Genomic DNA, 24,206 nt, shown 5'->3' with positions numbered 1-24,206 from the left:
TGAAAACTGCCGTCGCCCCACTGGCCCATGAACTTCCCCCGCGTGTGCAAGACGATGTCGCCGCCGAACTGAAGGACATCTACATCGAGAAAGGCACGCCGATGTTCATGCGCACGGTACTGGCGCTGTTTTGCGGTGGCTTTGCGACGTTTGCCCTGTTGTATTGCGTGCAACCGATGATGCCGCTGCTGTCCAGGGAGTTCTCCATCAACGCGGCCCAGAGCAGCCTGATCCTGTCGGTGGCGACCGGCCTGCTCGCCATCGGCCTGTTGATCACCGGCCCGATTTCCGACCGCATTGGCCGCAAGTCAGTGATGGTCGCGGCGCTGTTCGCCGCGTCGGTGTGCACGATGGCCAGCGCCATGATGCCGACCTGGCAAGGCGTCCTGCTGTTGCGCGCCTTGGTGGGACTGTCGTTGAGCGGGCTGGCAGCGGTCGCGATGACGTATTTGAGCGAGGAAATCCACCCCAGGCACATCGGCCTGGCGATGGGGCTGTATATCGCCGGCAACGCCATCGGCGGCATGTGCGGACGCTTGATCGCCGGGGTCCTGATCGACTTTGTCAGCTGGCACACCGCGATGCTGGTGGTTGGCGGCCTGGCGTTGATCGCGGCGGCAGTGTTCTGGCGGATTCTTCCCGAGTCACGCAATTTCCGTCCTCGGTCGTTGCACCCGCGCAGCCTGCTGGACGGTTTCGTCATGCACTTTCGCGATGCCGGGTTGCCGCTGCTGTTTCTCGAAGCCTTCGTGCTGATGGGCGCGTTCGTGACGCTGTTCAACTACATCGGCTACCGCCTGCTGGCCGAGCCTTATCATCTGGACCAGGCTTTCGTCGGGTTGCTGTCGGTGGTGTACCTGTCGGGTATCTACAGCTCGGCAAAAGTCGGTGCACTGGCAGACAGACTCGGCCGGCGCAAAATGCTCTGGGCAACCATCGCACTGATGCTGGCCGGCCTCTTGCTGACCATGGCCACGCCGCTGTGGCTGGTAATCCTGGGCATGCTGGTGTTCACCTTCGGCTTCTTCGGCGCCCACTCGGTGGCCAGCAGCTGGATCGGCCGCCGCGCCCTCAAGGCCAAGGGCCAGGCCTCGTCGCTTTATCTGTTCAGCTACTACGCCGGATCCAGCGTTGCGGGGACGGCGGGCGGCGTGGCCTGGCACCTGGGCGGCTGGAACGGGATAGGCCTGTTCATCGGTGGCCTACTGGTGATTGCGTTGTGTGTGGCGGTGAAGCTGGCGAAGTTGCCATTGTTGCCGGGGAATGTGCAGGTCTAGCCATCACGGCTTCACCACCCAAAAACCAAGGACAAACAAGCACTTTGTGGCGAGGGGATTTATCCCCGCTGGGTGGCGCAGCCGCCCCAAAAAGGTTGAATGCGATCATCCTGGCTCACCGAGGTGACAGATTGGGGGCTGCTTCGCAGCCCAGCGGGGATAAATCCCCTCGCCACAAGAGCCCATACTCCTGGTCAAGATTGTTGCAGTCGGTCATTGACGCAAAACCACCCGCGCCCCCAGCAAGCCATTCTCAACTTCCAGAGTGAGCGATTGCAGCCCGGCCCCCTCCCGCTCTTGTTGATCCAACCAACCAAGCAACGAATTGGCCTCGCCGCTGACGGCGAGCCGCAACAAATCGCCGTCGACCTCCATTTCCGCTATTTCCAACCCCGCCGCTGTCGCATCCTCGTTGACGCGCACCGACAAGGGCTGGGTGGCGGCCGTCATCTCCCGGGAGGGTTCGGCACGCTGGATCCGTGCGTTCAGTTCGGTCTGTTGGCGATACTGCCGCTCGGTCATCTCCAGCCGTTGCCGGGTGGGTTGCCAGATCGAGACGTAGCACACGCCCGCCAACATCAACCCGGCAAGACCGAGCAACAACCCTCGCTCACGGCATGACAGCCGGCCCCAAGCCTGCTTCAAGCCCTGCACGCCATTGACGTTCATCAACCGTTCTCCAGCGTGAGGATGGCCTGCACGCGGTTGTTCTGTTTGCTCGCGCTGCCCAGGGTGATGGGCAATCCGTTTTGCTGCCCGCGTTCACGCAGTTGTTCAAGCTCGACGAAGCTGTTGGCCGTCAGCTGGATTTTCCAGCCTTCGCCTTCATGAAAATCGATGCGCTGCACCTCGACGTTGCTGGCGCCAATGACCTGCTCGGTCAGACGGGCCAGACGCGTCACCTGAGTATCCTGGCTTTGTCCGCGTCGACTCTGTAATGCCTGGAACTGCGCCGCCAGGTCGACGATCCGCTCCTGTGCGGGGTACAGCGACCTGAATCGCTGTTCACTTTGGGCATACAAACGCCGGGTTTCGCTTTCAAGAAAACGCACGCGGGCTTCGCTGAAGGCCCAGGTGAGCACCAACATGCTCAGCGCCACCACTGAAACACCACGCCATGGCAGCGGTCGACGACGCCGACGAAACTCACCTTGCAACAGGTCGATGGGACGTCCACCCGGGCTCAGCATCCATTCATCGACGCCAGGGCAATCGCGCTCTTCGTCCAGCCAGTGAATGTCCTCGGGCAGACCGGGCTTGAGCGCTGCCAAGGCCCGTGCCGACAACGCCACCCGCGCAGGCAGCCCTGCGCCCAACAACCAACGTCCGAACCAGCGCACGCCCACTGCCTGGTCATCGGCAAGCAGGTCGGCGTCGACATGCACCACTCGCGTATCGATGCCTTGTTCGGCGAGTAGCGCCAACAGCGCCTGGAAGCGGGCCCGTTCCGTCACCATCAGCGAATAGCGGTGCTGGCGGTCGCGCGGGCCGACACTGATGTGCAGCGCCTCCAGGTTTTCGCTCAGTTGCTCCTCGATGGCGAATGCCAGGGCCTGGGGCCGGGGCTGGCGTCGAGAGGGCCACGGATCGCTGCGCAACCAACTGCACATTTCCATCGGCAATAACACGTCGACGGGCCGGCCGCTCAACTCGCCGGCCGCCTCGTGCAACGGCAGGCGACGGCGCTCGCCGGTTAACGACCACACGCAGCACGGCCAGTTGGCGCAAGGCGCCCCCAGGCCTTCGGCCGTCAGGTAAAGCCAGTTTTTCATCGAGGAAGCTCGCTGGAACTGAAGGGTAAGAAACGACGCTGACGAACCGTCCAGCGCCCGCTGACAGAATCGCGCTCGATATCCGAGGCCAGGCGCAGACGGCTGTCGCCATGGCGCACGCTCACGGTGATCCGGAACCAGCGACTGCTCACGCCCAGGCCGTGGCTGCTCAGCCCCACCCCGGACAACGCCGGGTCGTTGGTAAACGCCTGCACGCTGGCGTATGGTGCGTAGCGACGCTGGTTGACCAACGCCGTGGCGGTCCCGGCCTCCATGCCATCGAGGGTCATCAGCACGCGATGCGGGGCAGTATTGATGTTCAATCGCGCGTCCTTGGGCAGCAACACCACCCACGGCTCCAGGCGCCGCAGTGTCTGGCCGTCGATGCCCGGCAGCAGACGCAATTGGCTCAACTCCTGCACCGGGCCGACCTGAGGCAACGACAGCGGCGGCAGATCCAGCAAGGCCAGCAAGCGTGTCCAGCGACCAAGGGTGACCGAGTCGACTTGCCCCAGGGCCAGCAGCGCATTGAGATTCAGGCGTCCGGACAAATCCTCGATATCGATGTACAGCTCGGCGCCGCCCACTTCCAAGACGGGCCCGAGCCGAGCCCAATCCTGGCTCAGGTCAACCGGTCCGGACGGCGTTATCCCACTGTCCTCCAGAACCACCCGCGCCCAGTCCTCACCCGCCAAGCCCAATTGCCGCAAGTGGACCTGTTGCAGTTGCTGGGCGCTGCTGTGCAACAACAGCCGATGACTACGCAACAGGCCACCGACCAACAGCAAGGCCAGGCTCAGCACCAACAGCACGCTGATCAGCGCCACACCACGTTGTCGCTTCATGGCAATGCCTGCGGCAACAGCAGCACTCGGCGTATCTGTTGGAAACGCCCCGCCGACACGATCAATTCCAGCGCCAGCGGCGTGGTGCCGCTCGCGGTTTGGTGATGCCAACCCCGTTGCGAGTCAAACACCCGCCAGTCCAGGCTGCGGACGTCGTCGAGCAATTTCTGCCGCTGCACCAGCGGCGCGCCTTCGCCGACACTCTCGCGCCATAACGCGCTGCCCTTGAGCCGATAGCTCACCGCTTGCCGTTCGCTGCGTGGCTGGTCCAGTGGATTGCGCCAATGGCTGCGCTGCAACTGCAAATGCCCGGGCGCCAGCACGACCGAGTCGACAACCGCCTGCCACACATCCCGTTCAATCACCGCCACCGCGCGCTGCAAGGCCCTGATGTCCCGCTCATGCTGACCGGCTCCCTGCTGGGTCCGCACGACGCCATCGAACAACCGCCAGCTGGCCAGGCCGAGCAAGGCAAAAATGGCGATGGCGATGACCAGTTCCAACAAGGTGAAACCCGATTGCTTATTCATGACGGCGACCGATCCACCCGGTGGTGCGATGCACAACGGCCGCGCCATCGAAGCGACTGACCTGGATCTCGACCTGCAACAGGCGCCCATCACGGGTCGGGGCGATACGCTGCTGCAAGACCCAATCACGACGATCCAAGTGCCGGCTCAGTCGCCCCTGCCCGGGCGGCGTGACAGCTTGCAGGCGCAACTCGCTCAACTGGTTGTCCGCCAACCAGGCCCCGAACAGACGGTCCTCGAGCCCCGCGCTTTGCTTGAGCACGAACTGGCTGGCCGAGAGCACGGCTGCCGCCAGCGTCGCGAAAATCGCCAGGGCGATCATGACTTCCAGCAATGTGAAACCCTGGCAACCGGCGACCTGCCTGCGCGCGCTACTCATCGACCCGCAGCTCCGCCAGGCCATCGCTCGATACCCGGGCAATCGTCTGCCCCGCGACGTTGATGAGCAGCCTGAACGGACTGATCTCGTCACTGCTGAGTATCAGCAACTGCGGTGGGCCTTGAACGTCCTCCAGGCGCAGGACATGGCCCTCCTGCTCCAAGCCAAGCGTCAGGCCCTCCGGCAATCGATGCAGCGCCGACGCTGCCGTCCAGCCCTGGGCTTGAAGTCGCAACGCCTGGTAACCGTCGGGCTGCACGCGCACACCGTATTCCTGTGCGTCCAACACCGCACGCTCACGCAACGGCTCCACCACCGCGACGAAGTCCCGGGCCTGCTGCAGGGCCTCACGCGTCGGGCTCGGCCCCGTGGCGAAGCGGACCATGCCCGCCAGGACACCGATCAAGACGATCACCACCATCAGTTCCAGCAAGGTGAAGCCCCGGCAACGACGCTGCATGTTCACTCGACCCAATTGCCGATGTCGGCCGCCATCCCTTCACCGCCCGGCAAGCCATCGGCGCCCAGGGAATAGAGGTCATAGCTGCCATCGACGGACTTGTATCCGGGATTGAGGTACTGGTAGGGCGTGCCCCAGGGATCCACCGGCAGGCTCTTCAGATAACCCTGGGGGTTCCAGTTCCTGGCCGCGGGTGTGCCGGACGGGCGCTTGCTCAACGCCTCCAGGCCTTGTTGGGTCGAGGGGTACTGAACGTTATCGAGGCGGTACATTTCCAGGGCCGTGGCGATCGCCTGGATATCGGTGCGGGCGGCCGTGACCTTGGCCTGGTCGGGTCGGCTCATGAACTGCGGCACCACGATGGCGCCCAGCACGCCAATGATGACTACCACCACCATGATTTCGATCAGGGTAAAACCGCGTTGAGGGCGTACAGGTCGTTTGCTTTGGCGTTTCATCGGTCAATTCACCCATTGGTTGAGGCTCAGGATCGGTAGGAGGATGGCCATGACGATCAGCAGCACGACGCCGCCCATCAACACCAACATGGCCGGTTCGAAAAGGCTCACCACCAGCGCGATGCGTGCCGCGAGGCTGGCTTCTTGTTGTTCGGCGGCCCGGGCGAGCATGTTGTCGAGTTCGCCGGCCCGTTCGCCGCTGGCGATCATGTGCAGCATCAGCGGCGGGATATCGCCGCCCAACTCCAGGCCACGGGTCAGGGTCCCGCCCTCGCGGACCGAGCGGGCGACGTCGGCCATGCGTGCGCGGATCGTCAGGTTGCCGATCACCTGCGCGGCGATGTGCAGGGCGTCCACCAACGGCACCGCGCTTTTGCTCAGGATCGCCAAGGTGCTGGCGAATCGGGCCGCTTCCATCGCCCGCAGCACGTCGCTCAACAGTGGCAACCGCAACAACAAACGGTGCCAGCGCAGGCGCCAGGCCGGTTGGCGCAAGCTCCAGCGCCACAGCCCCAGCAGGCCTGCCAGCGCACCGAGCAGCAGCAGGCCATGGCGGCGCAAGCCATCGCTCACGGCAATCAGCGCCTGGGTCAGCCAGGGCAACGGCTGGCCGCTGTCGATGAAAATCTTCACCACATCCGGCACCACGTAACCCAGCAGGAAGGCGACAATCGCGATGCAGGCCAGCGTCAGGATCAGCGGGTAGACCAACGCCAGTTGGATGCGCTGGCGCGAGGCCTGGCGCGCCTGGGTGTAGCTCGCCAGCTGTTCCAGCACCTGGCCCAGGTGACCGGATTGTTCGCCCGCCGCGACCGTGGCGCAGAATAGCTCGGGGAACGCCTGGGGAAACGCCCCCAGTGCCGTCGCCAGCGCGTGACCTTCCATCACCCGGCTGCGCACCGCCGCCAGCAGGTGGGCCACGCGCCGCTTCTGGCTCTGTTGCGCCACCGCTCCCAGGGCCTCCTCAAGGGGCAGGCCGGCCTGGATCAAGGTGGACAACTGCAATGTCAGCAACGCCAGATCCGCCGGGCTCAAGCGCCCCCCGGCCGGGCGTCCGCCCAAGGTTCGCTGTTCCTTGGCTTCAGCCAGTTCGCTGGGCAGCAGGCCACGTTCGCGCAGCAACTGGCGTGCATGGCGAGGGCTGTCGGCTTCCACGCGGCCCTTGCAGCGTCGGCCCTGGAGGTCTTCGGCCCGATAGTCGAAGGTCGGCATGGCGCTAATCCTCCTGGGTAATGCGCAGCAATTCGTCGACGCTGGTCAGGCCTTCCAGCACCCGCTGGCGGCCATCCTGGAACAGGCTGCGGGAGGTCTTGCGGGCCTCGGCGGCCAGCGCCTGCTCGGTGGCGCCCTGGTGAATCAGCTGCGACAGGGCGGTGCTGACGTTCACCAGCTCATAGATACCGAAGCGTCCGCGATAGCCCTTCTGACATTGCTCGCAACCCTGGGCCTTGAACAACCGGGGCGCGGCAGTGGCTTGGAGCCCCAAGCGTCGGCACGTGGCGGCGTCGGCCACATACGGCGTCTTGCAGGACGGGCACAGGCAGCGCAATAACCGTTGGGCGACGATGCCGGCCAGGGACGACGCCAGCAGATACGCATCCACCCCCATGTCCACCAGCCGCGTGACCGCGCCGACAGCAGTGTTGGTGTGCAGGGTCGAGAGCACCAGGTGCCCGGTCAGGGACGCCTGGACGGCGATTTCGGCGGTCTCGCGATCACGTATTTCGCCGACCATCACCACGTCCGGGTCCTGGCGCAAAATGGCCCGCAAGCCGCGGGCGAAGGTCATGTCGACTTTCGGGTTGACCGGCATCTGACCGATGCCCGGCAGGTGATATTCGATGGGGTCTTCGACGGTGAGAATGTTGCGGCTCTGATCGTTGATGCTGCTCAACGCCGCGTACAGGCTGGTGGTTTTCCCCGACCCCGTGGGCCCGGTGACCAACACGATGCCGTGGGGCTTGCCGAGCAACTGGCGAAGGCTCGCCAGGGTGTCGTCGGGCAGGCCCAGGCGCTGCAGATCCAAACGCCCGGCCTGCTTGTCGAGCAGGCGCAACACCACCCGTTCGCCATGAGCCGAAGGCAGGGTCGAGACCCGCACATCGACCTCGTGCCCGGCCAGGCGCAACGCCATCCGGCCGTCCTGGGGCACGCGTTTTTCGGCGATGTCCAAGCGCGCCATGACCTTGATCCGCGACACCAGCAGGCTCGCCAGTTCCCGACGCGGGCGCAGCATTTCCCGCAACTGGCCATCGATGCGCATGCGCACCGACAGGTATTGTTCGAACGTTTCCAGGTGCACATCCGAGGCGTGTTCGCGGACTGCCTCGCTGAGCAAGGCATTGATGAGGCGGATGATCGGCGCATCACCCTGCTGCTCCAGCAGGTCGGTGGTCTGCGGCATCTGGTCGGCCAGGCTGAGCAGGTCCAGTTCCTCGTCCAGGCCCTGGGCCACCTGCTCGGCGGCGCTCTGCCCCTGGCGATAGACGCTGGCCAGGCGCGTGGCGAACTGCGCCGGCTCCAGCACCTGGATCGGCAAGTCCCGCCCACACAGGCGTCGTACTTCGGCCAAGGCCGTCAGCGGCGTGTCACGGCGCATGACCAGGCTCAACGTCGGCCCGACGCCTTCCAGCAGCACGCCAAGGCGCCTGGCGAAACCAAAGGGCAACGGGGGCTGCGGCTCAATCACAGAGCACCCGAACGCTGCGGATCGGCCGCCGACGCATCCGTGGATGACTCGAACAACTGGTGGGCATCCCGGGGCAGCAGCAGCGAATTGTTTTCCCGCGAGCCGGGCTTGCTCAGCGCCCGAAGCGCGTCGTAGCGCTGGCGGCTGACTTCGGCCAGGTCTTCGTTGCTGCGCACGATGGTCGGGCGCAGGAACACCATCAGGTTGCTTTTGGTCTGGGTGTCGCGGTTCCAGCGAAACAACGCCCCCAGGTAAGGAATGCTGCGCAGCACCGGCACGCCGCTTTGCTGGGTGCGGACACTGTCGCGGATCAGGCCGCCGATCACGATGATCTCGCCATCGTCCGCCAGGATCGTGCTCTTCAAGGCGCGCTTGTTGGTGATCAGGTCGGAGGAATCCACACCGGAGACCGACGGTGCGATGTCCGACACTTCCTGCTCCACTTCCAGGCGCAAGGTCGAGCCTTCGTTGATGTAGGGTTTGACCTTGAGGCTGATGCCGACGTCCTTGCGCTCCACCGTGGTGAACGGATTGTCCGCGCCGTTGCCGCTGGTGGCGTAGGAACCCGTCTTGAACGGGACGTTCTGGCCCACGATGATTTCCGCTTCCTGGTTGTCCAGGGTCAGCAGGCTGGGGGTGGAAAGCAGGTTGCTGTGGGCGTTGCTCGCCAGCGCCGAAACCAGCGCACCGAAGCGATCCCCCCCCAGCCGCAGGAATGCGCTTTCCTTGGTTTTATCCAGCTTATCGAGGTCCAGCCCGATGATCGGAATGTCGGTTCCCGGGAAGTTGATGGCCCCTGTCGCGCTGCCGCTCTTGAGCCCCCACTGCACCCCCAGCGCTTCGGAGATATCCCCGGTGACCTCGACGATGGCCGCATGGATGAGTACCTGGGCCCGGGGTTGGTCCAACTCACGGACGATGTTTTCAATGGTGCGGACCTGGGCTGGCTCGGCAATCAGCACGAGAGCATTCTGGCTTTCATCGGCCTTGATCATGAATGGGCTGGCGACGGCACTGTCCCGCTGGCCGGACAGGGCCGGCGTGGTTTTCCTGTCCTGCCCGACCGCCTCCAGCACCTCAGCCAGTTGCTTGGCATCGCTATGGCGCAGGCGGATGACCCGGGCGTTGTCCTGGGACGCAGCGGCCGGGACATCCAGGGTCCGCGCCAGCTCGACCAGGCGCTGGCGCACCGTCGGGGTGCCGATGACCACCAGTCGATTGCTGCGGGCGTCGGCGATCACCACGCCCGCCGTATCACCCTCGCGCTTGCCGCCGGAGGCTTCCATCAGGGGCGCGATGTCCCCGGCCAAGGCATGCTGCAACCGCACCACCACATGATTGCGGTTGCGGCCTGAATCCAACTGCCGCACCACCCCGGCGATGCGCTGGACATTGGCCGCGGTGTCGGTGACCACCAGGGCGTTGGACGATACCGAAGGACCGACGTAACCATTGGCCGATACCAGGGGCCGGATCAACCCGGCAACATCGGCCGCGATGCTCGATTGCAGGTCAAGGACCCGGGTGACGAACTGCGATGGCGTGGCGCTTTGTCCGTCGACGACACCGGCCCGCGTCTTGGCATCGCTGACCGGCGTGATCAGTATCCGCTCGCCCTCGTCGATCACGGTGAAGTGATGGGCATCGAGTACCGAATAGAACAACCGGCGCACGCCTTCGCGGTCCAGCGCCTCGCGGGACATGACCGTGATGCGCCCCGATACCCGCGGATCGAGCACCACGGTCTTGCCCAGGATCGCGGAAAACTCCTCGACCACGTCGCGCAGCTCTGCGTTGTTCATCGCCAGTTGCCACTGGGTCTCCTCGGCTTGCGGCGAACCGGAGAACATCAGCGGGCACGACGCGGCGAGGCAGAACAGGACGTGCGAAACACGGCCCCGGATAAAGCTGTTCATGGATTCGATCACTCTGATTGCCCGGCCACCGGGCGTAGGTATTGCGAGGAATGAAGCGCGGCATGACGCCCCTCTTCTGGGCCCAACCGACGCAACAAGGGCTTGGCCGCGGGTTGCAGGGCCAGCCGCTCTTCACGTCCATTGCGCCACAACGTCACATGGCTGGCCTCGACCCGGCGCAGCACGCTGCCACTGGGCAAGCGCTCGCCCACCTGATAAATGCGCGAACCCGCGGCGTCCGCCAGCAATGCCCGCGATAAACCTTGGTCGGCGACAAAACTGGCTTGCAACGTCATCGGTTCTGCGCTCGGCGCCTGGGCACCTTCAGGCGCCAGGCCGAGCACGGTCGCCACCGCTTGGACGTTGGGCACGTCGCGAACCGACGCCACCGGCGAATCGGCCACCACGGGTACGTCACGGCCCAATGCCTGGCGAAAATGCCACTCTTGCCCGGCCAGCAGTACCCCGTAGAGCATCGGCACCAGTACCAGCACCAGCACCCGTTTTGGCAGACGGCTGCCACCCCGGAACGAGCGCCTCACTTTTGCGCTCTCAGGCGTGTGCTTGCAGGCTTGGCGAAGGACATCCGCCGCACCACCCTGCGCCCGGAAAACTCATGCCAGAACACCGCACACAGGTGCAGCGCGACCAGCATCGAAAGCACCACGCAAGACAGGGTGTGAACGGTGTTGGCCAGTTCGATCAATACCGGATCGGCCAAGGGCTGGGGGAATCGAACGAGACCGAAGACACTGATGGTACTTTTCATCATCAGTACGCCTGTCACCAGCACGACGCCGATGACCAGGTAAATCAGCGCATGCACCGCCAAGGCCAGCCTCTTGTCCAATGAAAGCGCTGTCCCACGGGGTTCCAACTCGCAAACAAACAACCAGGCCCGCCATAAGAAAAACGGAATGAACAGCGTGGTCAGCGACACATTGAGCGAGCCGACCCACTGCTCGGTCGAAGCCGACACCGGGTTGAACGCCACATAAAAACCGGACGCCAACGCCCATAAGATAATGACCGCCGACAGCCAGTGCAGCAGCACCCGCCCCCTGGAGTAATGGATAGACATCACGGCGTCCTCGTCTGAAGGCCCCAGGCAACCCGTACGGATCGCCTGGGGCCGTGCCTGTCAGGACTTACAGCTTGTCCCAGGCGCTCTGCCAGGACGCACCGACACCCGGTTCGAAACCGTTCGACGTCGGGCTGTACTGCTTGCAGTAGCCGGACGCCGGGAACGGCTTGCATTCGAAGACTTCGTCAGTCTTGGGCTGCAGCACTTTCGTGCCAGCGGCGTAATCGCTGATGCCTTCAGGGAACACGAAGTCGTACTCGATGCCTGCACCCTCGCCGGTCAGGGTGACCGTCTCGGTCTGCTGGCGCGTGGTGCGCCCATCTTCAGTGGTGCCCACCAGCGTCAGGGTGTGGGCGCCGGGAGCGCTGCGCACGTCCAGGCTCAGGCGGGTACTGCCTTCATCCACGGGCTGGCTCACGGTACCGACCTGCTTGTTGCTCTCATCGAACAGCGTGGCCTGGACGTTCATCCTGCGGTTGGTCTGCGCCGCGAACGTCATGCTGACCCGGCCCTTGTCGAGGACGTATTCCGGCTGCAAGGACGCGATCGCCATGCTCGCGCTGGCGTCTTCCTTCATGTCCAATTGCACTTCATAGCGGCTCACGCCGCTTTCTTTCTGGGCGTACAGCTTGTTGGTGCCCTTGACCGGAGTGATATTGCCTTCGTCGTCGCGGATGCCCGCGCGAACCAGGGCATGGACCTGGTTGATGGCTTCGGCCAGTTTGAACGACCAGTTCTCAGGCTTGCCTTCTTCAGCGTTGTCGATGCTGATCTCCACACTGTACTCGGCATTTTCGCCGGTGGCGGAGAATGCCCGGGCCTTGACCTTGTCACCCGCCAGCAACTGGGTGGATGGCGCAATGCTGCCTACCGGCGACCAGCCGCCCGGCAGAGCGGCTTCGGCGAGGATGTTCACATCCGCCGGGTTGTAGAACGCATTGTCGGTGTCGCCCACTGTCCAGACGGCCAGGATGACGTGATGCCCCGACTTGCTGTCGGGAATCACACAGTTGTGCTGGGCACCGCCCACCGGCACTTGATGACCGCCCTCGATCGTACAGAACGGTGCGCTGTCGAACGATGCGCGCTTGAGTGGCTCGTTCGGGTTCCAACCGTCGCGGGTAATGAAGTATTCGTGTTTGGTCGCCGGGTGCGCGGCGGAGTATTGCCATTGAAAGGTAATGTTGCGATCCCTGATTTCGGTCAGGTGCCAGCGCGAAGACGATTGCGCATCAAGGGCAGAAAAGTTGGCGTTGCCACCGCTGGCGATCTTGCCGTCGATGGGGCCCTGCAGCGGCGCACCACCGGCTCCATTCGGGAAACCCTTGAAGGTTTCGCCGGTACTCTGCGGCTCGTATTGCGCGCCGCCGCAATTCAGGTTGACGCCTTTCTGGCACAACAGTGCACGCGAAGGCGGCACGTCAAGATAGCCGTGGGCGAGTGCACCCTGGGACGCGGCCAGTGCCGACAATAGAACCAATGACGAAGCGCACCCCGTTAATGCGCTGCGCTTGTTGAAGTTGTTTTTCATATAAGTTCCAGACTAGTCATCGAGATTTAAAGACGTAATAACCGTCATCTTGAAAGGCACGCCGGATCGTTTGGCGCCGCACCTTGCAAGCGCCGAACCTTATAGAAAATCGAAACCTCACTATGTAGGGCAAATCTCTCAAGGGAGAAGGAATGATCTCTGAATCGATTTCCCCTTACATGGCAAAAGAAATCTCTTACCGATAGAAACAGTTATCCAACACAAACAAACAGAAACATCGGACGTGAATGAGCTTGATGTTGGTCGGATAAACAGCGGGCATTAAAAAGCCTGTCCGACACAGGTCCGGACAGGCTGGGTGTTACGGGGTGCAATCAGAGGTGGTATTGAGCCGACAACTCATGCACCGCCCGCAGGAAAGCCCCGGCGTGTTCCGGGTCGACTTCCGGGGTAATGCCATGGCCAAGGTTGAACACATGGCCGCTGCCGCTGCCGTAGCTGGCCAGGATGCGCCCGACTTCCGCGCGAATGGCTTCAGGCTTGGCGTAGAGCACGGTGGGGTCCATGTTGCCTTGCAGGGCGACCTTGTGACCGACACGCTCGCGGGCATTGCCAATGTCGCAGGTCCAGTCCAGGCCCAAGGCGTCGGCGCCGGCCTCGGCAATGCTTTCCAGCCACAGGCCACCGTTCTTGGTGAACAGGATCACCGGGACTTTGCGCCCCTCATGTTCGCGGATCAGGCCGCTGACGATCTTGCGCATGTAGGCCAGGGAAAATTCCTGGTACGCCGCCGCCGACAGGTTGCCGCCCCAGGTATCGAAGATCTGCACTGCTTGCGCACCGGCCAGGATCTGGCCGTTGAGGTAGGAGGTGACCGACTGGGCCAGCTTGTCCAGCAACAAGTGCATGGCTTGCGGGTTGTCGTAGAGCATCGCCTTGGTCTTGCGGAAGTCCTTCGACGAGCCGCCTTCGACCATGTAGGTGGCCAGGGTCCAGGGGCTGCCGGAAAAGCCGATCAGCGGTACACGACCGTTGAGTTCACGGCGAATGGTGCTGACCGCGTCCATGACGTAGCCCAGGTCTTTCTGCGGATCGGGAATCGGCAGGGCCTCGATGTCGGCCAGGGTGCTGACGACTTTCTTGAAGCGTGGGCCTTCACCGGTCTCGAAGTACAAACCTTGGCCCATGGCGTCGGGAATGGTGAGGATGTCGGAGAACAGGATGGCCGCGTCCAGCTGCGGATAGCGATCCAGCGGCTGCATCGTGACTTCGCAGGCGAACTGGGGGTTCATGCACAGGCTCATGAAGTCACCGGCCTTGGCGCGGCTGGCGCGGTACTCCGGCAGATAGCGACCGGCCTGGCGCATCATCCACACGGGGGTGACGTCCACGGGTTGCTTGAGCAGGGCGCGAAGGAAACGGTCGTTCTTCAGGGCAGTCATGTCGGCATCCGGAAAAAAAGTGCGGGCATTTTCTCAGAGCGCGACGCAAAAGGCACGGTAAGAGCCGTGCCTTTTATCTATCGGGGCAATTTGTCGCGGTGCCATGCAATGTTCAGCAACACCACAAAACAATTGTGGGAGCGAGCTTGCTCGCGATGAGGGCGTCACATTCAACACGTTCGTCGACTGATCCACCCCTATCGCGAGCAAGCTCGCTCCCACATTTTGATCGCATTCCAACGTTGGGAAGTGATCAGACCCCCAGGTAATCCAGGATCCCTTCCGCCGCATTGCGGCCTTCGAAGATCGCCGTCACCACCAGGTCGGAACCGCGGACCATGTCGCCACCGGCGAAGATCTTCGGGTTGCTGGTCTGGTGCTTGTACTGGCCCTGTTCCGGGGCCACGACGCGGCCCTGGCTGTCGGTCTGGATGCTGAACTGCTCGAACCACGGGGCCGGGCTCGGGCGGAAGCCGAAGGCGATGACCACGGCGTCGGCCGGGATGATCTCTTCGGAACCCGGGATCGGCTCCGGGCTGCGACGGCCGCGGGCATCGGGTTCGCCGAGACGGGTCTCGACCACCTTCACGCCTTCGACCTTGTCTTCACCGACAATGGCGATCGGCTGGCGGTTGTAGAGGAACTTCACGCCTTCTTCCTTGGCGTTCTTCACCTCTTTGCGCGAGCCGGGCATGTTGGCTTCATCGCGACGGTAGGCACAGGTCACCGACTTGGCGCCCTGGCGAATCGACGTGCGATTGCAGTCCATCGCCGTGTCGCCACCGCCAAGCACCACGACCTTCTTGCCTTTCATGTCGACGAAGTCTTCCGGCGACTTTTCAAAGCCCAGGTTGCGATTGACGTTGGCGATCAGGAAGTCGAGTGCGTCGTACACACCCGGCAGGTCCTCGCCGGCAAAGCCGCCCTTCATGTAGGTGTAGGTGCCCATGCCCATGAAGACTGCATCGTATTCTTCGAGCAGTTGCTCCATGGTCACGTCCCTGCCCACCTCGGTGTTCAGGCGGAACTCGATGCCCATGCCGGTGAAGACTTCGCGACGATTGCTCAGCACGGTCTTTTCCAGCTTGAACTCGGGGATGCCGAAGGTCAGCAGGCCACCGATTTCCGGGTTCTTGTCGAACACCACCGGAGTCACGCCACCGCGCACCAGCACGTCGGCACAGCCCAGACCCGCCGGGCCGGCACCGATGATCGCCACGCGCTTGCCGGTCGGCTTGACCTTGGACATGTCCGGACGCCAGCCCATGGCGAACGCGGTGTCGGTGATGTACTTCTCCACCGAACCGATGGTCACCGCGCCAAAACCGTCGTTGAGGGTGCAGGCACCTTCACACAGGCGATCCTGCGGGCACACCCGGCCACAGACTTCCGGCAGGGTGTTGGTCTGGTGAGACAGCTCGGCGGCCTGGAGGATGTTGCCCTCGGCCACCAGTTTCAACCAGTTGGGAATGAAGTTGTGCACCGGGCACTTCCATTCGCAGTACGGGTTACCGCAACCCAGGCAGCGGTGGGCCTGGTCGGCCGACTGCTGGGGTTTGAAAGGCTCGTAGATTTCCACGAACTCTTTCTTGCGTTGACGCAACAGTTTCTTCTTCGGATCCTTGCGCCCGACATCGATGAACTGGAAGTCGTTATTCAGACGTTCAGCCATTGTTAAAACCTCATCAAACTCTTCAGGCGCATATCACTGCGGGTTGGCACGAGTGCTGGAAAGCAACGATTTCAGGTTGGCAGCCTTGGGCTTGACCAGCCAGAAACGACGCACGTAGTCATCGAGGTTCTCGGCGAGCTCACGACCCCACTCGCTGTCGGTTTCCTCGACGTACTCATCCAGTACGCGCTGCAAGTGGCTGCGATAGGCTTCCATCGCCTCGCCGCTGATCCGCTGGATTTCCACCAGTTCGTGGTTGACTCGGTCAACGAAGGTGTTGTCCTGGTCGAGCACGTAGGCGAAACCGCCGGTCATGCCAGAGCCGAAGTTATAACCGGTCTTGCCCAGCACGCAGACAAAACCACCGGTCATGTACTCGCAGCAGTGATCGCCGGTGCCTTCCACCACAGTGTGGGCTCCGGAGTTACGCACGGCAAAACGCTCGCCCGCGGTGCCGGCGGCGAACAGCTTGCCGCCCGTGGCGCCGTAGAGGCAGGTGTTGCCGATGATGGCACTGTCCTGGGTCCTGTAGACGCTGCCCTTGGGCGGGACGATGACCAGCTTGCCGCCGGTCATGCCCTTGCCCACGTAGTCGTTGGCATCGCCCTCCAGGTACATGTTCAGGCCACCGGCGTTCCAGACGCCGAAGCTCTGGCCTGCGGTGCCCTTGAAGCGGAAGGTCACCGGCGCCTTGGCCATGCCTTGGTTGCCGTGCTTACGGGCGATTTCGCCGGAGATCCGCGCACCGATGGAGCGGTCGCAGTTGCAGATATCCAGGTTGAACTCGGCGCCGCTCAGGTCGTTGATTGCCGCAGCGGCCATGTCGACCATCTTCTCGGCCAGCTCCCCCTTGTCGAATGGCGGGTTGCGGTCGACCTGGCAGAACTGTGGCTTGTCGGCCGGGATGAGGTCGCTGCCCAACAAGGGGGTCAGGTCCAGGTGATGCTGCTTGGCGGTCTGGCCTTCGATCACGTCCAGCAGGTCGGTGCGGCCGATCAGTTCTTCCAGCGAGCGCACGCCCAGCTTCGCCAGCCACTCACGGGTCTCTTCGGCCACGTAGGTGAAGAAATTCACCACCATGTCGACAGTGCCTATGTAGTGGTCCTTGCGCAGCTTGTCGTTCTGGGTCGCCACGCCGGTGGCGCAGTTGTTCAGGTGGCAGATACGCAGGTATTTGCAGCCCAGGGCGATCATCGGCGCGGTGCCGAAGCCGAAGCTCTCGGCGCCGAGGATGGCGGCCTTGATCACGTCCAGGCCGGTTTTCAGGCCACCGTCGGTCTGCACCCGGACCTTGCCGCGCAAATCGTTGCCGCGCAGGGTTTGGTGGGTTTCGGCCAGGCCCAGTTCCCACGGCGCGCCAGCGTACTTGATCGAGGTCAGTGGCGATGCACCGGTGCCGCCGTCGTAGCCGGAGATGGTGATCAGGTCGGCATAGGCCTTGGCCACGCCGGCCGCAATGGTGCCGACGCCCGCTTCCGCCACCAGCTTCACCGAGACCAGGGCCTTGGGGTTCACCTGCTTGAGGTCGAAGATCAGTTGTGACAAATCTTCGATCGAGTAGATGTCGTGGTGCGGCGGCGGCGAGATCAGGGTCACGCCGGGGACCGCATAACGCAGCTTGGCGATCAGGCCGTTGACCTTGCCACCGGGCAACTGGCCGCCTTCGCCGGGCTTGGCGCCCTGGGCAACCTTGATCTGCAGCACTTCAGCGTTGACCAGGTATTCCGGCGTCACACCGAAGCGGCCGGTGGCCACCTGCTTGATTTTCGAACTCTTGATGGTGCCGTAGCGCGCCGGGTCTTCGCCGCCTTCGCCGGAGTTGGAACGCGCACCGAGGCGGTTCATGGCTTCGGCCAGGGCTTCGTGGGCTTCCGGGGACAAGGCGCCCAGGGAAATACCGGCCGAATCGAAGCGCTTGAGCACCGACTCCAGCGGTTCCACTTCACTGATGTCCAACGGCGTATCGAGGGTCTTGACCTTGAGCAGGTCGCGGATCATCGACACCGGACGGTTGTCCACCAGCGAGGTGTATTCCTTGAACTTGCCGTAGTCGCCCTGCTGCACGGCCGCTTGCAAGGTGTTGACCACGTCCGGGTTGTAGGCGTGGTATTCACCGCCATGGACGAACTTCAGCAGGCCGCCCTGCTGGATCGGCTTGCGCGGGCTCCAGGCTTCGGCGGCCAGGGCTTTCTGTTCAGCTTCGATGTCGACGAAGCGCGCCCCCTTGATGCGGCTCGGCACGCCACGGAAACTCAGCTCGCAGACTTCTTCCGACAGGCCGATGGCCTCGAACAGTTGCGCGCCGCGGTACGACGCGATGGTCGAGATCCCCATCTTCGACAGGATCTTGAGCAGGCCCTTGGTGATGCCCTTGCGGTAGTTCTTGAACACCTCATAGAGGTCGCCCAGCACTTCGCCGGTGCGGATCAGATCGCCCAGCACTTCATAGGCCAGGAACGGGTAGACCGCCGAAGCACCGAAACCGATCAGCACCGCGAAGTGATGCGGGTCGCGGGCGGTGGCGGTTTCCACCAGGATGTTGGAGTCGCAACGCAGGCCTTTCTCGGTCAGGCGATGGTGCACCGCGCCGGTGGCCAGCGAGGCGTGGATCGGCAGCTTGCCCGGCGCGATGTGACGGTCGCTCAGCACGATCTGGGTACGACCGGCGCGCGCGGCTTCTTCAGCCTGATCGGCCACATTGCGGATCGCCGCTTCCAGGCCGACGCTTTCGTCGTAGTTCAGGTCGATGACCTGGCGTTCGAAGCCCGGGCGGTCGAGGTTGGTCAGCGAACGCCATTTGGCCGGGGAAATGACCGGCGAGCTGAGGATCACCCGCGAGGCGTGTTCCGGCGACTCCTGGAAAATGTTGCGCTCGGCACCGAGGCAGATTTCCAGGGACATCACGATCGCTTCGCGCAGCGGGTCGATCGGCGGGTTGGTCACCTGGGCGAACTGCTGGCGGAAATAGTCGTACGGCGTGCGCACGCGCTGGGACAGCACGGCCATCGGCGTGTCGTCACCCATGGAGCCGACCGCTTCGTAGCCCTGCTCGCCCAACGGACGCAGCACTTGGTCACGCTCTTCGAACGTCACCTGGTACATCTTCATGTACTGCTTGAGCTGGTCGACGTCGTAGAAAGCCGAGCCATGGTCGTTGTCTTCCATGGTCGCCTGGATGCGCAGGGCATTCTTGCGCAGCCATTGCTTGTACGGATGACGGGACTTGAGGCGGTTGTCGATGGCGTCGGTGTCGAGGATCTGGCCGGTCTCGGTGTCCACGGCAAAGATCTGGCCCGGGCCCACGCGCCCCTTGGCGATGACGTCCTCGGGCTGGTAGTTCCAGACACCGATTTCCGAAGCCAGGGTGATGAACCCGTTGGTGGTGGTGACCCAACGCGCCGGACGCAGGCCGTTACGGTCCAGCAGGCACACCGCGTAGCGACCGTCGGTCATGACGATACCGGCCGGGCCGTCCCACGGCTCCATGTGCATGGAGTTGTATTCGTAGAACGCACGCAGGTCCGGGTCCATGGTCTCGACGTTCTGCCACGCCGGCGGCACGAGCATGCGCACGCCACGGAACAGGTCGATGCCGCCGGTGACCATCAGCTCCAGCATGTTGTCCATGCTCGAGGAGTCGGAACCCACGCGGTTGACCAGCGGACCGAGTTCTTCGAGGTCCGGCATCAGGTCGTTGGCGAACTTGGTGCGACGGGCCAGCGCCCAGTTGCGGTTGCCGGTGATGGTGTTGATCTCGCCGTTGTGGGCGAGGAAACGGAATGGCTGGGCCAGCGGCCATTTCGGCAAGGTGTTGGTGGAGAAGCGCTGGTGGAACACGCAGATCGCGGTTTTCAGGCGCTCGTCGCTCAGGTCCGGATAGAAGGCGGTGAGGTCCGCCGGCATCATCAGGCCTTTGTAGATGATGGTCTTGTGGGAAAAGCTGCAGATGTAGTGATCGGTGTCGGCGGCATTGGCCACGGACGAACGACGACGGGAGCTGAACAGCTTGATCGACATGTCCTGGTCGCTCAGGCCATCGCCGGCGATGAACACCTGCTCGATCTGCGGCAGGCGTTCAAGGGCCAGGCGGCCGAGGACGCTGGTGTCGATCGGCACTTTGCGCCAGCCGACCAGTTGCAGGCCGGCGGCCAGGATCTCGCGATTCATGTTTTCGCGAGCCGCCTCAGCCTTCACCGGGTCCTGGTTGAAGAACACCATGCCCACGGCGTATTGCTTGGGCAGGGTCACGCCGAACGTTTCCTGGGCAACGGCACGCAGGAACTCGTCGGGCTTTTGAATCAGCAAGCCACAACCGTCGCCGGTCTTGCCGTCGGCGTTGATCCCACCGCGGTGGGTCATGCAGGTCAGGGCCTCAATGGCCGTGTGCAAAAGGGTATGGCTGGGCTCGCCCTGCATATGGGCTATCAGGCCAAAACCGCAGTTATCCTTGAATTCATCTGGTTGGTACAGACCTGCTTTCATAGACACTTTCTCACCAGGCTGCCTCTTATCGAGGCAAATTTCTTTTCAATTCAACCAGTTGCATACCGCGCCGAACGTACGCCAGCTTTGCGGGGGCAAAAGGGAGGTCATTGTACACACCGACACAGGGGCTCACAAATTTGACGACGAACTGTCGCAAATCCATGTCGCATTTGTGAAAGGTTTAAAGCTATATGCTGTGCTAGTCAAAACTTTTTTGGGTTCCGACCGCGACGACTCAAACGCTACAGTGACGCAGACACCACAAGGCGCGCGGCCTGAAAGGTCGCCCGCCCCTGCGGAAATATTGAGGTTGCCGGGAGAGGCGGCCTGGGTAAGGCCGCCGAATCTTCAGCGAGTTGCTGCCAGCTCCTGTTGGACGCTGGCGACAGTGCGAGGCCAAGGTTTACCAGCCTGAACCTTCGCTGGCAAGGCCTTGATGGCGGAAACGGCTGCATCACGGTTGGCAAAACTGCCATAGGTGATGACATACAGCGGCTTGCCGTTGAGTACTTTCTTGAAGTAACGGTACTCGCCGCCCTGTTCCTTGACGAAATTCTGCGCCGTGGTTTCGGAACTGGTGCCCAGGATCTGTACCACGTAGTTGCCCGGTGCCTGACCTGCGTACCAGCTGCCGCCCGCGGCCTTGGCTGGGGCAGTTGCTGGCTTGGCCGCCGGTGCTGGCGCCGCTGGCTTGGCCGCAGGGGCCGGAGCAGGCTTGGCGGTGGCCACCTGGGTAGGCGCCGGGGTCGGCTTGGCGGCCGGGGCAGGTGTTGGCGCCGGGCCGGCCGGCACGCCCGCGGGCGGTGCGGTGGTGGTCACGGTCGGCGGCGTATCGCTGCTGTCGTCGATCGGTGGCGCTGCGCCGTCGTCGCCTTCAGTGATGCCGCCAGCCGCTTCGGCCAGCGGGCCGCGCATGACCGGCTGCGACTGGCCGACCAGCGGCAGCGGCATTGGCTGGGTGTTGCCGGCGAATTCCACGGCCGGCGCCCCACCGTTGGGTTGCGGCGCCCCCTGGCCAAGGGGCAGTTGTGCCTGTTCGTTGGCAGGGGCGCCCGTGGTGGGTGCCTTGGTGCGACCTGGCATCAGCCAGGCGGCGGCAACCGCGACCACGACGACGGCGGAAATTGCCAATACGTGTTTCTTCGGCATGTTGAACCCCATACTTGGACGCTTCACCGCTGAGCGGCTGGCGATCATGACTTCGATCAGAGCATCGCGGGCAACCTGGTTGATGTTGCCAGGCCAACCGTCGGAGCTTTCGTGAATCTCAGAGATCTGATCCGCGGTAAAAAGTTCGATCCCCCGGCCCGCGCCCTCAAGACGCTGGGCCAGGTATTCACGCGTCTCTTCCTCGGTGTAGGGCGCCAGTTCGATGACGTGGAAGCGCTCTTCCTCGAGGCTCAACTGGTCCAGGTCGGCGATCAGCGACGACTCGCCGAACAGGAACACGTGGGGACGCCCCTCCGGCGCACCGGCCGCCAAGGCCAGCAGGGCCTCGAGGGCCGACTCGTCGAGTTGCTCGGCATCGTCCACCAGCAGATAGACTTCCTGCCCCGTCAGCGCCAGCTGCACGATCTGATCGAGAATTGCACCGATTTCGGCCTGGGCGACGTTCAGCGCCTGGGCCACCTGGCGCAACACACCGGCGGCATCGCCAGCGCCACGGGCCGACACCACCACGCTTTGCACAGACTGTTTGTTGGTGCTGGCCACCAGGGCCTGGCGCAGCAAGGTCTTGCCGCTGCCTTGGGGGCCGGTGACCACCAGGAGCAACTGGCTATAGCGCGCCAGGTGATGCAACTGGCCCAGCACCGGCTTGCGCTGGGCGGGGAAGAACTTGAAGCCCGGGACCCGTGGGGCAAAAGGGTCATGACTCAATTGGAAATGGCCGAGGAAAGCCTCGTCGGCATGCAAACTAGTCATCGGAATCTTATTAACCTTTAAGCTGAGCCAGGGCGCGGTAATCCGCTCCCAGCGTGGCCTGTAGAACTTCTTTCGGATAATCGTCGGTCACCACCGCTTCGCCCATGTGGCGCAGCAGCACCAGGCGCAGACGACCGTCGATCACTTTTTTGTCGATTGCCATGTGTTCAAGAAAATCCGCCTCGCTCATTTCCTCGGGCGGAACCACCGGCAGCCCGGCGCGCTGGAACAGACGAATACCGCGATCGCGCTCCTGCTCGCTGATCCAGCCCAGGCGCGCGGACATCTCCAGGGCCATGACCGTACCGGCCGCAACCGCTTCACCGTGCAGCCAGACACCATAGCCCATGTGGGTTTCGATGGCATGGCCGAAGGTGTGCCCCAGGTTGAGCGTGGCGCGCACCCCCGACTCCCGCTCATCGGCACCGACCACGGCGGCCTTGGCCGCGCAGGAGCGTTCGATGGCGTAGGTCAGCGCCGCTTGATCCAGCGCACGCAGGCGGTCGACGTTCTCCTCGAGCCAGCCCAGGAACGGTTCGTCGCAGATCAGCCCGTACTTGATGACTTCCGCCAGCCCCGCGGACAGTTCGCGGGCCGGCAAGGTGTTGAGGGTGGAGGTGTCGATCAGTACCACGTTGGGCTGATAGAACGCGCCCACCATGTTCTTGCCCAGCGGATGGTTGATCCCGGTCTTGCCGCCCACCGACGAATCGACCTGCGACAGCAGCGTGGTGGGGATCTGGATGAAGTCGACGCCACGCTGGTAGCAGGCCGCGGCAAAACCGGCCATGTCGCCGATCACACCACCGCCCAGGGCAACCACCGTGGTACGGCGATCGTGCCGTGCGGTCAGCAGGCCGTCGAAAATGAGTTGCAGGGTCTCCCAGTTCTTGAAGGCTTCGCCGTCGGGCAATACCACGGAAATGACCGAGAAGGCCGACAGGCTGCGGGTCAGACGTTCCAGATACAGGGGCGCGACGGTTTCATTGGAAATGATCGCCACTTGCCGCCCGGCGATATGCGGCGCCAGCAGTTCGGGCTGGTCCAGCAAGCCTTCGCCAATATGAATCGGGTAGCTGCGCTCGCCCAGGTCGACCTTAAGTGTCTGCATGTGTCCCCACAGTGAAGATGGAATCAGGCGTCCTGCCTGCAATTAACGAAAGTCCACGGTGCTCGATTCGACGCCAGTTAATGGCCATCCGCCACGCTTCGGACGGACCAAAACGGGACGTCGAGGATAGCGCATTTCGCCAGGCGCATTAACGGGGCGGCAGTTGCTGAAGGCGATCGAGAATGTCCAGCACCACCATCCGCGGCGGCCGCTCGTCGGTCTCCACCACCAGGTCGGCGATCTCCCGATACAGCGGATCACGCAGCGCCAGCAAGTCCCGCAGGGTCTTGGCCGGGTCGGCGGTGCGCAACAGCGGACGGTTGCGATCCCGGGCGGTGCGGCCGACCTGCTGCTCGACAGAGGCGTGCAGATAGACCACTCGTCCGCCGGCATGCAGCGCCCGACGATTGGCCTCGCGCATCACCGCGCCGCCCCCGGTGGCCAATACCACGCCATCGAACGCGCACAGCTCGGCGATCATCGCCTGCTCACGGTCACGAAAGCCAGGCTCGCCTTCCTTGTCGAAGATCCATGGGATATTGGCGCCCGTGCGCAATTCAATTTCCTTGTCGGAATCTTTGAACGGCAGGCGCAGCTCTTTGGCCAGCAAACGGCCGATGGTGCTTTTTCCAGCGCCCATCGGCCCAACAAGAATCAAATTTCGCACAGAA

At 63.3% G+C, this 24,206-nt stretch carries 20 protein-coding genes; 1 reads left to right on the top strand and 19 read right to left on the bottom strand.

The features are described from left to right. Positions 1-20: 20 nt before the first annotated feature. The gene (locus ACMTA2_RS03395; RefSeq protein ID WP_413795585.1) at positions 21-1,277 is read left to right on the top strand and encodes an MFS transporter; all 1,257 of its coding nucleotides are present in this window, start codon (positions 21-23) and stop codon (positions 1,275-1,277) included. A 213-nt stretch (positions 1,278-1,490) separates the two neighbouring features. On the opposite strand, the gene ACMTA2_RS03390 is transcribed toward ACMTA2_RS03395, so the two are convergent. The 19 genes from ACMTA2_RS03390 to aroK all read right to left on the bottom strand — a co-directional run bounded on the left by ACMTA2_RS03390 (position 1,491) and on the right by aroK (position 24,202). Continuing rightward, positions 1,491-1,946 carry a type II secretion system protein M gene (locus ACMTA2_RS03390; RefSeq protein ID WP_413793714.1) on the bottom strand — a complete coding sequence of 152 codons (456 nt, stop codon included), beginning with the start codon at positions 1,944-1,946 and terminating at the stop codon, positions 1,491-1,493. Beyond that, positions 1,946-3,049, bottom strand: coding sequence for a type II secretion system protein GspL (gene gspL / locus ACMTA2_RS03385; protein ID WP_413793713.1), 1,104 nt, complete (start codon positions 3,047-3,049; stop codon positions 1,946-1,948). Before gspL ends, ACMTA2_RS03390 begins: the two co-directional genes overlap by 1 nt. Further along, a complete protein-coding gene (locus ACMTA2_RS03380; protein ID WP_413793712.1) occupies positions 3,046-3,894 on the bottom strand; it encodes a type II secretion system protein GspK in 849 nt (282 codons plus the stop codon). Before ACMTA2_RS03380 ends, gspL begins: the two co-directional genes overlap by 4 nt. Next, complete coding sequence (locus ACMTA2_RS03375) at positions 3,891-4,424, bottom strand: type II secretion system protein GspJ (protein ID WP_413793711.1); 534 nt, start codon at positions 4,422-4,424, stop codon at positions 3,891-3,893. The genes ACMTA2_RS03380 and ACMTA2_RS03375 overlap by 4 nt, the downstream gene beginning before the upstream one ends. Beyond that, on the bottom strand, positions 4,417-4,803 hold the full coding sequence (gene gspI / locus ACMTA2_RS03370; protein ID WP_413793710.1) for a type II secretion system minor pseudopilin GspI: 387 nt from the start codon (positions 4,801-4,803) through the stop codon (positions 4,417-4,419). The genes ACMTA2_RS03375 and gspI overlap by 8 nt, the downstream gene beginning before the upstream one ends. After that, a complete protein-coding gene (gspH, locus tag ACMTA2_RS03365) occupies positions 4,796-5,263 on the bottom strand; it encodes a type II secretion system minor pseudopilin GspH (RefSeq protein WP_413793709.1) in 468 nt (155 codons plus the stop codon). The genes gspI and gspH overlap by 8 nt, the downstream gene beginning before the upstream one ends. A 2-nt stretch (positions 5,264-5,265) precedes the next feature. Continuing rightward, positions 5,266-5,721 carry a type II secretion system major pseudopilin GspG gene (gspG, locus tag ACMTA2_RS03360; protein ID WP_413793708.1) on the bottom strand — a complete coding sequence of 152 codons (456 nt, stop codon included), beginning with the start codon at positions 5,719-5,721 and terminating at the stop codon, positions 5,266-5,268. Between the two features lie 3 nt (positions 5,722-5,724). Next, entirely contained in the window at positions 5,725-6,933 is a 1,209-nt protein-coding gene (gene gspF, locus ACMTA2_RS03355) for a type II secretion system inner membrane protein GspF (protein ID WP_413793707.1), read from the bottom strand. 4 nt (positions 6,934-6,937) lie between these two features. Continuing rightward, positions 6,938-8,410: a type II secretion system ATPase GspE gene (gene gspE, locus ACMTA2_RS03350; protein WP_413793706.1), complete on the bottom strand. Its 1,473-nt coding sequence runs from the start codon at positions 8,408-8,410 to the stop codon at positions 6,938-6,940. Continuing rightward, positions 8,407-10,326 (bottom strand): type II secretion system secretin GspD, encoded by a 1,920-nt coding sequence (gene gspD / locus ACMTA2_RS03345; protein WP_413793705.1) that lies wholly within the window; start codon positions 10,324-10,326, stop codon positions 8,407-8,409. Before gspD ends, gspE begins: the two co-directional genes overlap by 4 nt. Positions 10,327-10,334: 8 nt before the next feature. Continuing rightward, entirely contained in the window at positions 10,335-10,868 is a 534-nt protein-coding gene (locus ACMTA2_RS03340; protein WP_413793704.1) for a type II secretion system protein N, read from the bottom strand. Beyond that, a complete protein-coding gene (locus tag ACMTA2_RS03335; protein ID WP_413793703.1) occupies positions 10,865-11,407 on the bottom strand; it encodes a cytochrome b in 543 nt (180 codons plus the stop codon). Before ACMTA2_RS03335 ends, ACMTA2_RS03340 begins: the two co-directional genes overlap by 4 nt. A gap of 67 nt (positions 11,408-11,474) precedes the next feature. Further along, entirely contained in the window at positions 11,475-12,941 is a 1,467-nt protein-coding gene (gene gbpA, locus ACMTA2_RS03330) for an N-acetylglucosamine-binding protein GbpA (protein WP_413793702.1), read from the bottom strand. Between the two features lie 335 nt (positions 12,942-13,276). Further along, the gene (hemE, locus tag ACMTA2_RS03325; protein WP_413793701.1) at positions 13,277-14,344 is read right to left on the bottom strand and encodes a uroporphyrinogen decarboxylase; all 1,068 of its coding nucleotides are present in this window, start codon (positions 14,342-14,344) and stop codon (positions 13,277-13,279) included. A 253-nt stretch (positions 14,345-14,597) separates the two neighbouring features. After that, complete coding sequence (locus ACMTA2_RS03320; protein ID WP_264427064.1) at positions 14,598-16,016, bottom strand: FAD-dependent oxidoreductase; 1,419 nt, start codon at positions 16,014-16,016, stop codon at positions 14,598-14,600. Between the two features lie 33 nt (positions 16,017-16,049). Then, the gene (gltB, locus tag ACMTA2_RS03315) at positions 16,050-20,498 is read right to left on the bottom strand and encodes a glutamate synthase large subunit (protein ID WP_413793700.1); all 4,449 of its coding nucleotides are present in this window, start codon (positions 20,496-20,498) and stop codon (positions 16,050-16,052) included. A 351-nt stretch (positions 20,499-20,849) separates the two neighbouring features. Then, a complete protein-coding gene (locus ACMTA2_RS03310) occupies positions 20,850-22,424 on the bottom strand; it encodes an AAA family ATPase (protein WP_413793699.1) in 1,575 nt (524 codons plus the stop codon). 10 nt (positions 22,425-22,434) lie between these two features. Further along, positions 22,435-23,535, bottom strand: a complete 1,101-nt coding sequence (gene aroB / locus ACMTA2_RS03305; protein ID WP_413793698.1) for a 3-dehydroquinate synthase — start codon at positions 23,533-23,535, stop codon at positions 22,435-22,437. Positions 23,536-23,683: 148 nt separating this feature from the next. Continuing rightward, a complete protein-coding gene (aroK, locus tag ACMTA2_RS03300) occupies positions 23,684-24,202 on the bottom strand; it encodes a shikimate kinase AroK (RefSeq protein ID WP_024616288.1) in 519 nt (172 codons plus the stop codon). Positions 24,203-24,206: the final 4 nt, after the last annotated feature.

The sequence above is a fragment of the Pseudomonas medicaginis genome (assembly GCF_965119365.1).
Lineage (GTDB): Bacteria > Pseudomonadota > Gammaproteobacteria > Pseudomonadales > Pseudomonadaceae > Aquipseudomonas.
This window is presented reverse-complemented; position numbering and strand designations above follow the sequence as displayed.